At 73.1% G+C, this 9968-nt stretch carries 10 protein-coding genes; 6 read left to right on the forward strand and 4 right to left on the reverse strand.

What is annotated here, in order from left to right:
- Nucleotides 1-42: 42 nt before the first annotated feature.
- The 3 genes from ACWGKU_RS38595 to ACWGKU_RS38605 all read right to left on the reverse strand — a co-directional run bounded on the left by ACWGKU_RS38595 (nt 43) and on the right by ACWGKU_RS38605 (nt 3134).
- On the reverse strand, nt 43-1203 hold the full coding sequence (locus ACWGKU_RS38595) for an agmatine deiminase family protein (protein WP_401049406.1): 1161 nt from the start codon (nt 1201-1203) through the stop codon (nt 43-45).
- An 84-nt stretch (nt 1204-1287) separates the two neighbouring features.
- On the reverse strand, nt 1288-2325 hold the full coding sequence (locus ACWGKU_RS38600) for an agmatine deiminase family protein (RefSeq protein ID WP_401049405.1): 1038 nt from the start codon (nt 2323-2325) through the stop codon (nt 1288-1290).
- A 230-nt stretch (nt 2326-2555) separates the two neighbouring features.
- Nucleotides 2556-3134: a TetR/AcrR family transcriptional regulator gene (locus tag ACWGKU_RS38605; protein WP_359898998.1), complete on the reverse strand. Its 579-nt coding sequence runs from the start codon at nt 3132-3134 to the stop codon at nt 2556-2558.
- A gap of 203 nt (nt 3135-3337) precedes the next feature.
- Here ACWGKU_RS38605 and ACWGKU_RS38610 point away from each other — a divergent pair, with 203 nt between their 5' ends.
- The 6 genes from ACWGKU_RS38610 (at nt 3338) to ACWGKU_RS38635 (ending at nt 9097) form a co-directional block, all read left to right on the forward strand.
- Entirely contained in the window at nt 3338-3841 is a 504-nt protein-coding gene (locus ACWGKU_RS38610) for an RNA polymerase sigma factor (protein WP_097234875.1), read from the forward strand.
- Nucleotides 3838-4665: a zf-HC2 domain-containing protein gene (locus ACWGKU_RS38615; RefSeq protein WP_452179992.1), complete on the forward strand. Its 828-nt coding sequence runs from the start codon at nt 3838-3840 to the stop codon at nt 4663-4665. The genes ACWGKU_RS38610 and ACWGKU_RS38615 overlap by 4 nt, the downstream gene beginning before the upstream one ends.
- Nucleotides 4666-4711: 46 nt before the next feature.
- A complete protein-coding gene (locus tag ACWGKU_RS38620; RefSeq protein WP_452179991.1) occupies nt 4712-5521 on the forward strand; it encodes an ABC transporter ATP-binding protein in 810 nt (269 codons plus the stop codon).
- Nucleotides 5518-6909, forward strand: a complete 1392-nt coding sequence (locus ACWGKU_RS38625; RefSeq protein ID WP_452179990.1) for a hypothetical protein — start codon at nt 5518-5520, stop codon at nt 6907-6909. The genes ACWGKU_RS38620 and ACWGKU_RS38625 overlap by 4 nt, the downstream gene beginning before the upstream one ends.
- Entirely contained in the window at nt 6909-7493 is a 585-nt protein-coding gene (locus ACWGKU_RS38630) for a hypothetical protein (protein ID WP_401052750.1), read from the forward strand. Before ACWGKU_RS38625 ends, ACWGKU_RS38630 begins: the two co-directional genes overlap by 1 nt.
- Nucleotides 7494-8092: 599 nt before the next feature.
- Nucleotides 8093-9097: a phospholipase gene (locus ACWGKU_RS38635; RefSeq protein WP_452191772.1), complete on the forward strand. Its 1005-nt coding sequence runs from the start codon at nt 8093-8095 to the stop codon at nt 9095-9097.
- 102 nt (nt 9098-9199) lie between these two features.
- Here the strand turns inward: ACWGKU_RS38635 and ACWGKU_RS38640 are convergent, their stop codons facing one another.
- Nucleotides 9200-9640, reverse strand: coding sequence for a TetR-like C-terminal domain-containing protein (locus ACWGKU_RS38640; RefSeq protein ID WP_452179988.1), 441 nt, complete (start codon nt 9638-9640; stop codon nt 9200-9202).
- Nucleotides 9641-9968: the final 328 nt, after the last annotated feature.

Raw genomic sequence — 9968 nt, forward strand, 5'->3', positions numbered from 1 at the left:
GCCGACCCTCCGGCCGACCCGGGGAGCCGGCCCGGCGCCCGCTCAGCCCAGGGCGGGGATGTCGTGGGTGGCGCAGTGGATGCCACCGCCGCCGGCCGCGATCGCGTCGATCGTGACCGGCACGATCTCCCGGCCAGGGAAGTACTGCTTCATGATCTGCTGGGCCCGGTCGTCGGCCCTGGCATCGCCGAACTTCGGCAGGTAGACGCCCTTCGTGCCGATGTAGAAGTTCATGTACGAGGAGACGAAGGCGTCACCGCGCCCGGTGATCCTGTCCGGGTCCGGCTGCTGGAGCTCCACCACCTGGAGCTTGCGGCCCGTCGCGTCGGTGGCGTCCTTGAAGACGGCGCGGGCCTGGTCGGCCGAGCGGGACCAGACGTCCGGCGGGGTGCCGGGGAAGGCCTGGTCGAGCAGGACGACGCCGGGGGCGGCGAAGCGGGTCAGGCAGTCGACGTGGGCGTCGGTGATGTCCTTGCCCTTGACGCCCGCCAGCCAGATCACCGTGCTCACGCCGAGGACCCGCTTCAGCTCGGCCTCGACCTGGTCCCGGGTCATGCCCGGGTTGCGGTTGTCGTTGACGACGGAGCTCTCGGTCACCATCAGGGTGCCCTGGCCGTCGGTCTCGAAGGAGCCGCCCTCGGCGACCAGCCGGGTCTCGACCCGCTCCACGCCGTACTTGGCCAGCACCGTCCGGGCGACCTTGGCGTCGTTGCCGCGCTGCTGCTTGCCGCCCCACCCGTTGAAGTTGAAGTCGACGCCCTTGACCGTGCCGCCCTCCTCGACGAACACCGGCAGGGTGTCCCGGGCCCACAGGTCGTCGACGGCGATCGGCACCACCTCGACGGCCGAGCCGCAGGCCTTCCGGGCGGCGTCCTGCTGCTCGGGGCGGGCCATCAGCACGACCGGTTCGCGCGCCGCGATGGCCTGGGCCAGGCCGGCGACGTCCCGGCGGACGTCCGGCAGCTGCTCGCCCCAGATGTTCTCGGAGGCCGGCCAGGACATCACGGTGCGCAGGTGCTTCTCCCACTCGGCGCCGAAGCGGCGCACACCGGGGGTGCCGCCGGGCTGCGGGGGCGGCAGGGTGGCGCCGTCCTCGATGCCGTTGGGGTCGCAGGCGGTGAGGCCGAGGGTGAGGGCGCCGACGCCGGCGCCGACACCGGCGAGGCGGCGCATCAGGGTACGGCGGGACAGGGCAGGGGACATACGGGCACTCCGGCTGTGGTGGTCGGTGCGGTGGACAGGACGTGCGGTACGGAGGCTGCGGCTGCGACGCAGGCCGCCCGGTGGCTACGGCAGCGGTTCGTGCATGGTCGAGCAGTGGATGCCGCCGCCGCCGGCCATCAGGCGGTCGACGTCGATCTGCACCACCTCGCGGCCGGGGAAGGCCGCGGCGAGCGTCTCCCGGGCGGCGGCGTCCTTGTACGCGTCGCCGAACTCGGCGGTGATGACGCCCCCGTTGACGAGGACGAAGTTGAGGTAGGAGTCGACGAACGTGGAGCTGCGGGAGCGGACGGTGTCCGGGCCGTGCACCGGGACGACCTGCAGGCGGCGGCCCCGGGCGTCGGTGGCGGCGGAGAGGATCGCGAACTGCTCGCGGGCGTCCCGCGCCCAGGAGTCGTTGCGGTCCGCCGGCGGCAGCTGCACCATCACCACGCCTGGGCGGACGAACCGGGAGGTCACGTCCACGTGGTCGTCGGTGATGTCCTCGCCCCTGATGCCCGGCAGCCAGATCATGGTGTCCGCGCCGTAGGCCTCCAGGACGGACTCCTCGATCTCGGCCCGGCTCATGCCGCGGTTGCGGTTCTTGTTGACCAGGCTGCTCTCGGTGGCCATCACCGTGCCGTCGCCGTCGGTCTCGATCGCGCCGCCCTCGCCGACGAAGTCCGCGTAGGTGTGGCGCAGGCCGCGGCGGGCGGCGAGGCGCTCGGCGACCCGGGCGTCGTCGTGGTGCACCTGCTTGTTGCCCCAGCCGTTGAAGTTGAGGATCACCGCGTCCAGGCCGCCGTACCCGTCCCGGCGGAACACCGGCGCGGTGTCGCGCATCCACAGGTCGTCGGTGGGGATGGCGGTGATCACCTCCACCCCGGAGCCGCACCGGGACCGGGCCTTGCCGGCGGTCCAGTCGTCGGGGGCGCACATCACCACCGGCTCGAACTCGGCGATCGTGCGGGCGATCAGGGCGATGTCCTCCTGGACGCCGCCCAGGCGCAGTCCCCACACGCCCCTGCGGGAGGGCCAGGACATCCAGGTCCGCGCGTGCGGGACGTCGTCCGCCGGCACCCAGGGGTACGGCCCGGTGGAGCGGTCGTCGGGGTAGTGGGTCATGAGGGTCTCCAGATCGTGCGACGGTGCCGGGAAGGGCGCCGAGGGCCGCCGGATCCCACTCTTCGCGCCGCGACGCGGTGGCGCACCACGGGGACGGGCCGGCGGCAGCACCCTTCCTGCGGCTTCAGGCTCGCACTGACTGAAAGTTCAGTCAAACCCATGGGCGCGCCATAACGCATCCTTGACGGGCTCCCCGCGCAGCGTGACAAGCCCTGTGCGGTCCGTACGGCTCAGGACCCGAGCCGGGCCACCTCGACCTCGATCGCCTCGGTCAGCAGGGTGCGGGCGTGCGCCAGCGGCAGGCTGCCGCTGAGCCAGCGCGTGCTCAGCCCCTCCAGCAGCGCGGTCAGCCGCTCCGCCGCGCCGGCCAGCGCGACCGCCGAGGCCATCGGCCGCACGTCGCCGAGCAGTTCCGCGACCTCCTGCACCCAGATCCGGGTGGCCCGCGCCAGGTCCTCGCGCAGCGTCTCGTCGAACACCGCGCTCGCCCGCAGCTCGCCCCAGGCGGTGCTGTTCTCCCGCACCTCCGGGGTGTCCTGGAGCTCCAGCAGCAGCGTCTGCTCCAGCTCCTCGCGGGGCGTCAGCGGCGGGGCGTCCTCGGCGCGTTCGGTCGTGTACCGCTCCGCCCGGTCGTTGATGAACTCCAGCGTCTGCCGGAGGATCCCCGTACGGTCCTTGAAGTGGTAGTAGATCAGCGCGGTGGACACACCCGCCTCGGCCGCGAGCTCCTCCACCCGCAGTCCGCGCACCCCGCGCCGCGCGATCACCCGCGCCGCTGCTTCCATGATCGACGTTTTACGACTGGCCACGATCCACCACCTTACCGGCGGCGCGGGCGCCGGTCCCGCCCTCCGGCTGACCGACCGATCAGCCGGAGCCGACGGCCCGGGCGCGGAATGTGGCGCAGGTCACGCCGGATCCAGAACCCGGGCGCCGGATCTCGCGTCTGGCTGGTGTGAGATCACGCAGGAGAGCACTGGACGAGGTGGACGAGGAGCGCCTCCTCCGGCTGGTGGCCAGGGGAGACCGCGGGGCGTTCGACGAGCTGTACCGGCGTACGTCGCCATGGCTGGCGGTGCGGCTGCGCCGCCGCTGCGCGGACGAGCAGATCGTCGCCGAAGTCATGCAGGAGACCTATCTCGCGGTGTGGCGCGCGGCCGGCGCGTTCGCCGGGAGCGCGGTCGGCGGGACGGCCGTCGGGTGGCTGTGGACGATCGCGGCACGCCGCCTCGTCGACGCGTTCCGGCGCCGCGCCCACCACGCCGAACCGCCGGTCGCCGCGGCCGAGCGGGCGGTGGTGCCCGCGGCGGAGGAGGAGGCGCTCGCCGGGACCGTCGGCGGCGACGTCGGCGACGCCCTGAGACGGCTGGCGCCGGAACTCCGCGAGGTACTGCAGGCCACGGTGCTCGACGGGCTCTCCGTCCGGGAGACCGCCGTCCTGCTCAGACTGCCCGAAGGCACGGTCAAGACCCGTGCCCGTCGGGCCCGGATCGCGATGCGGGAGGCGCTCGCATGAGTACGGAACACGCGTCCAGGCAGTTGATCGACGACTACGCACGTGGCGACACGACGATCGCGGCGGACACGGTCTGGGCACTGGAGGCCCACCTGGAGACCTGCGCGCCCTGCCGGAGCCGGCTGGCGGCCTCCGTGGCCACCGGGGTGCCCGGCATCGCCGCGCTCGTCGACACCGTCCGGGCCGGTCTGGAACCGCAGTTGGACGCGGCGGTCACAGTGGCCCCGCGGCGGTACCGGCCGGGATGGGTGTCGTCCTGGCTGACGCCGGTGATGACCCCGTGGCTGGCTATGACCGCCGTCGTCACCCTGGTGGCGCTGCTGCTGGACGCGGTCGCGCCGTCGGAGCGCTTCGGCGGCTCCTCACTCGTGTCGCTGATCGCGCCGGTGCTGCCGCTGTGCGGCGTCGCCGCGTCGTGGTCCAGCGGCCTGGACCCGGCACACGAACTGACCGCCTCGACCGCCCGGGCCGGTCTGCCGCTGCTGCTCAGGCGCACCACCGCGGTCCTCGTGGTGGTCCTGCCCCCGCTGCTGCTGGGGGGATGGCTGACCGGGACCATGACGGCCGCGCAGTGGCTGCTGCCCTCCCTGGCCTTCACCTCCGCCGCCCTGGCACTGGGCAGCGTGGTCGGGGTGACCCGCGCCTCCGTCGGGCTGGCGCTCGCGTGGGGCGCCGTCGTCCTGGCCCCCGCGTCGCTCACCGGTCGCGTCCCCTCCGTCCTTCAACTGGCCCTGCAACCGGACCGGTTGCCCCTGTGGGGGCTGCTCCTCGCGCTCGGCGCCGGCGCCGTGATCGCCCGCAGGGACGCGTACTCGACGCTGTGAAACCCATGTCCACCCTCGAATGTCCACCATCGAAAGGGACCACCGCATGACACCCGTGACGAGCGCGGCCGACACCGCGCCGAAGACCTACGCCTGGGAGATCCGGGCCGACGGCCTGAAGGTCCGCGTCGGACGGAACACGATGGCCGTCGACGGCCTCGACCTCTCCCTGGGCATCGGCGCCCACGGCCTCCTGGGGCCCAACGGGGCGGGGAAGACCACCCTGATCCGGACCCTGGCCACGGTGCTGCGCCCCACCGAGGGCGAACTGGAGATGCTCGGCACCTCCCTGGGCAAGGCGGGCGACCACCGGGCCCTGCGCCGCCGCATCGGCTACCTCCCGCAGGACTTCGGCTACTACAAGCGCTTCACGGTGCGCGAGTTCGTCGAGTACATGGCCTGGTTGAAGGAGGTCCCGAAGAAGGACGTCCCCGAGGCCGTCCAGCGCGCCGTGGAACGGGTGGGCCTGGCCGACCGCGCCGACCACCGGATGAAGACCCTGTCCGGCGGCATGGTGCGGCGGGCCGGCATCGCCCAGGCCATCGTCAACTCCCCGACGGTGCTGCTGCTGGACGAGCCCACGGCCGGCCTCGACCCGGCACAGCGGCTGCGCTTCCGCGAGCTGCTGCACGACCTGGGCCGCGACACCTGCGTGGTCGTCTCCACCCACCTCGTCGAGGACGTCGCGGCGGCCTGCTCCGACGTGGTCCTGTTCGCCGACGGCCGCCTCGTCTTCCAGGGCACGCCGGACGAACTGGCCGCCGCGGGCAGCACCGAGCACCCCGGCGACAGCCCCCTGGAGCGCGGCTACTCGGCGCTGCTCCGCACCTCCGGACAGCAGGGGAGCGCCTGGTGAACCGACGTGTACTGCGAACCGAGCTGAAGCGCTCGGCCGCCCCGTGGGCCGGAGCCGTCGTCCTGGGCGGCAGCCTGGCGGTCTTCCTCCTGTACGACGGAATCTGGTCGAGGGGCACCGCGGGGTGGACGGCCCAGTGGACCACCATGGCCATGTGGACCCGTTCCCTGCTGGCCTTCTGGCTGCCGCTCGTGGTCGGCATCGGGGCGGTGTACGGGCTGCGTGAACCCCGCTCGCGGATGACCGAACTGCTGACGACCACGCCGCTGCCGGCCTGGCGCCGTGCGGCGCTGCCGGCGGGTGCGATCGCGCTCGCGCTGGCGGTGGGCTTCGGCCTCCTCGTCGTCGTGGGCGGAGCGCAGGTGGCGTTCGGCCCGACCACCTACATGGGCCTCGGCTGGCTGCCGATCTCGCTGGTGGCGGTCCTGGGCCTCGTGGCGGCCGCCGTGTTCGCCATGGGCGTCGCGCGGACGCTGCCCTCCGTCCTCACCCCGCCCGCCCTGGTGGTGGCCTGCCTCGCGGTGACGGGCATGCTGCGCATACGGATCGAAGGGGAGGTGCCGGAGAGCAGGACGTCGAACCGGATCGGCCTGCTGTCCCCGGTGACCGCGGACCCGCGGCAGATGCTGCTGACCCTCTCCGACTCCGTCCACCTCGGCCAGACGGTCTGGCTGCTCGGCCTGCTCGCCACCGGCCTCGCGCTGCTGGCGGCCGCCACCCGCCGGGCCCGGCTGCTCGCGGTGACCCCCGCCCTGGCCGGCGCCGCCGTGGCCCTGCTGGTCCTGCCGGCCGCCGCGCGCGACAGCTACGTCGTCGACAAGGCCGCCGCGGCCATGGTGTGCGACGGACCGGTGTGCGTGACCCAGGCCAGCCGCTCGCACCTGGCCGAGCTCGCGCCGCGCGGCCGGGAGGCGCTGCGCGTGCTGCACGAGTCCCTGGGCGACAAGGCACCGACCTCGGTACGGGAGGACACCGCGCTGCGCGCGCTCGGCGATCCCCGCTCGCTCCCCGCCGACGCGGTGCTGGTCGACTTCGACGATCAGCTGTTCATCGACGCGACCGGCAACGACCTGACCCGCGCGCTGGTCGCCCAGGGAGTGGCACCGAGCTGCCACGCCCGCACCTCCCGGGAGGGCGGGTCACAGGACGACGTCGCCCTCCAGAGCGTCGTCGTGAGCTGGGCCCTCGGTGACCCCGCCCTCCGACCGATGGTGGAGCAGGCCACCGACGTGTTCTCGCGCAGGGCATGGGCGGACGCCGACGCCCTCTGGCAGGAGCTGAAGGGGCTGGCGCCCGCCGAGCAGCGCTCGCGGATCGCCGAGCTGCGCACCGCCGCCCTCTCCTGCACGGCAAGGCTGCGCGAGGTGCCGGTGGGGGGTGTGTCGTGATGAGGTGGCTGATGCTGTACGCGCGTTCACGGCAGGTGCCCGCCTCGGCCGCCGCGGTCGTGCTCGTCGCGCTGGCGGTGTGGGCCCTCACCCGGGGCTACGGCACGGGCGCGACGGATGCGATGGACCCGACCGCGTTCTACGTGCTCACCGCGGGCGTGGCGGCCGGTTCCGTCGGGCTCGGCGGGCAGGACCTCGCACTGGACCGGACCGCCGCGATCCGGTGGGCGCCCCGCCGGGCCGCGCACACGGTGCTGATCGGCGCGGTCGCCGGTGCGGCGCTGCTGGCGGTTCAGGCGGTGGGTCCGACGTTCGTCCCCACCGAGGTCGTCGTCCGGGACAGCGCGGGCCTGGTCGGCCTGGCCGCGCTCGGGGCGGTGCTCTGCGGGGCGCACCTGGCCTGGGTCCTGCCGACCGGCTGGCTGGCGTTCGCCGTCCTCGTCCCGCCGCTGCCGCCCACCACCGTGGGGAAGGCCTTCGGTTGGATGACCTTTCCCCCCGGCACGGAGGCGTCCACCTGGACCGCGGTGGTGCTGCTGGTGACCGGCGGCGCGCTGTACGCCGCTGTCGGCCCGAGGCGCTGACTCGGGGCCCGCCCGCCGCTTCCGGGCGCGGGCGGGCGGACGGCCGGGCCCTGCCCAAGCAGGCGTACGAGCAGGTCGGCAAGGCGGCGCAGGCCGCCCTCGGAGTCGCCCTGGCGACGGGCACCCGGGTCCATCCCTGCGGGATCGTCACGGTCGGCCTGGACGGCATGCGGACCGGTGAACTGGCCGAGGTGCTCGGCGAGATCACGGCGACGCCGCGCCGGAGCGAGCAGTTGTCGCACACCCGGGTGATGTCCGTACTGTTCGCCCAGGACCTCGACCTGTGGGACGCCCGCAAGACGCTGCCGCAGGTGCGGCGCGCCCTGGTGGGCCTGCGGGAGTACGACCCGTGCGCGCCGTCCACGCCGGGGGCGTTCGACCTCGCCGAGCACGCGGACGCGCCGGGGTGGAGCTGTGCCACGCCCGCGGCCTGGAGGCGAACCTGGCCGGCTCGGTGCAGAGCCACCACGCCCAGCAGGTCTGGCGGACGACCGTTCCGGTGTCCCCGGCCGAGTCCCCCGGATGTCGTTCATGGCCCGTTTGCCGTACGCCGAGGCGCAGTTGGTGGGATCGTCTTGTCAGTACGCCAACAAGAAGGAGTGTTCCCCTTGACCACTCACCCCAGGCACGGCGCCCGCTCGCGAATCCTCCCGGCACTGGCGGCGGCGCTGTGCGGGATCCTCGGTGCCACCGCGCTCGGCACCACCCCGGCGGCGGCGGCCGCCGCCCACCACCCTCACCCCAACAAACCCAACGCGCACCCCGTCGACACCCAGGACGGCGTGGACGCCGCGATCAACCACGGCGCCAACGCCATCGAGATCGACGTCTGCGCCTGGTGGAACCCGAACGAGTGGCGCGCCTACCACGACTGTTCCTCGGCCGGCGAGAACCGGCTCGGCCCCAGCTTCGACAGCATGCTCGACCGCATCGTCTCCAACGCCAACGCGGGACGCCGGCTGTCGCTGGTCTGGCTGGACATCAAGGACCCCAACTACTGCGGCGAGGAGCCCAACCGCACCTGCAGCGTCGCCGGACTGCGCGACAAGGCCCAGCGGCTGACGGCCGCCGGCATCCAGGTGCTCTACGGCTTCTACGAGTACCACGGCGGCAGCACCCCGGACGTCGGCGGCCGGGGCTGGAAGAGCCTGGAGGGCAGGCTCGGCCCGCTGGAGGGCATCACCACGACCGGCACCCGGGACCAGGTGCAGAGCGCCTTCGCCAAGTCCGGCACCGGATTCCCGGCCGGCCGCCGGGCGATGGACTACGGCGACAGCGACATCACCAAGGGCTTCGGCAACTGCACGGAGGCCACCTACAACACCTGCGCGGAACTGAAGAAGGGAGCCGCCGACCGGGCCGCCGGACGACTCGCGGCCACCCTCTCCTGGACGACCACCTACAACGACCCCTGGTACGTCGACAAGCTGCTGGGCGACGCGCAGGTGGACGGCATCATCGCCGGCTACGGCGCCTTCACCGGCGTGCGGGAGTACGACAACAGCTGGCAGTGCGCCAACGCCGTCAACCTGGTCCGGGACTGGGTGAACCGCCACAGCGGCACCCACCGCATGGCCACCAGCGGCGACCGCCTGTTCAAGTAGGAGACGGCCCGGCCCGACCGCACCCGGCGCAGGCCGGGTGCGGTCGGCTGCCTTTCGGCGGCCCGGCCGCTCTTTGGCGGGGTGGCAGCCGCTGGGCGGCAGTCAGCAGGTCGGGGCGGCGGGCTCGGCCAGCGGTTCGTCGTCGGCGCCCGGCGCCAGGCCGCGGAGCAGGTGGGTGAGCAGGTCGTCGAAGACCTCGTCCAGGGCCGGGCCGGAGAGCCGACCGCTCGCGGTCTGGGCGGCCACGCCGTGGACGGCGGTGAAGAGGATGGCGCCGATCCGGTCGGCATCGCCGGCCCGGATCAGCCCCTGGGTCTGGCCGAGGGAGATGAGCGCGCGGAGGTCGTCCTTCAGCGGCTGCCAGGCGAGCTCCAGTCCGTCCGTCACGGCGGGGTCGTGCTTGCGGGCGAAGGCCAGCTCCAGTAGTGCGCCGTGGTCGGCGGCGAAGTCGACGTACGCGCGGGCGACGGCGAAGGCCCGCTCGCGGAAGCCGTCCCCGCTCCTGCCGCGACGCGCCACGGTTGCGGTCGCCGAGTGGGTCACCCGGCCGAGTCCGGGGGTCTGAGTATTTGGCCTCCGACCCGGAGGGGAGTAGTGTTCTCCGAGTTGCCCCACGGGACGGCCCCTCGGAACGAGCTCGAATCTGAATTCGAGAATGACCGGGGAAAACGGACCGAAAAGCTCTGATAGAGTTCGGGAGCGCCGAAAGGCGAAAGCGAATCGGATGAATGAAACTCCGGAAAACGGAGCGGAAAGTGTCTGATAAGCTGGAAACGCGAAAGAACGAAGCCCGGAGGGTCCGCTGGAAGGCGGTCCGAAGGAAGCGTCCGTTCCTTGAGAACTCAACAGCGTGCCAAAAGTCAACGCCAGA

Source organism: Kitasatospora sp. NPDC054768 (assembly GCF_053612025.1).

What these genes read in the sequence shown, in the direction of transcription:
- ACWGKU_RS38595 (WP_401049406.1), bottom strand. Translation starts at nt 1,203, where the DNA reads ATGTCCCCTGCCCTGTCCCGCCGTACCCTGATGCGCCGCCTCGCCGGT.
- ACWGKU_RS38600 (WP_401049405.1), bottom strand. Translation starts at nt 2,325, where the DNA reads ATGACCCACTACCCCGACGACCGCTCCACCGGGCCGTACCCCTGGGTG.
- ACWGKU_RS38615 (WP_452179992.1), top strand. Translation starts at nt 3,838, where the DNA reads ATGAGTACGGAACACGCGTCCAGGCAGTTGATCGACGACTACGCACGT.
- ACWGKU_RS38620 (WP_452179991.1), top strand. Translation starts at nt 4,712, where the DNA reads ATGACACCCGTGACGAGCGCGGCCGACACCGCGCCGAAGACCTACGCC.
- ACWGKU_RS38630 (WP_401052750.1), top strand. Translation starts at nt 6,909, where the DNA reads ATGAGGTGGCTGATGCTGTACGCGCGTTCACGGCAGGTGCCCGCCTCG.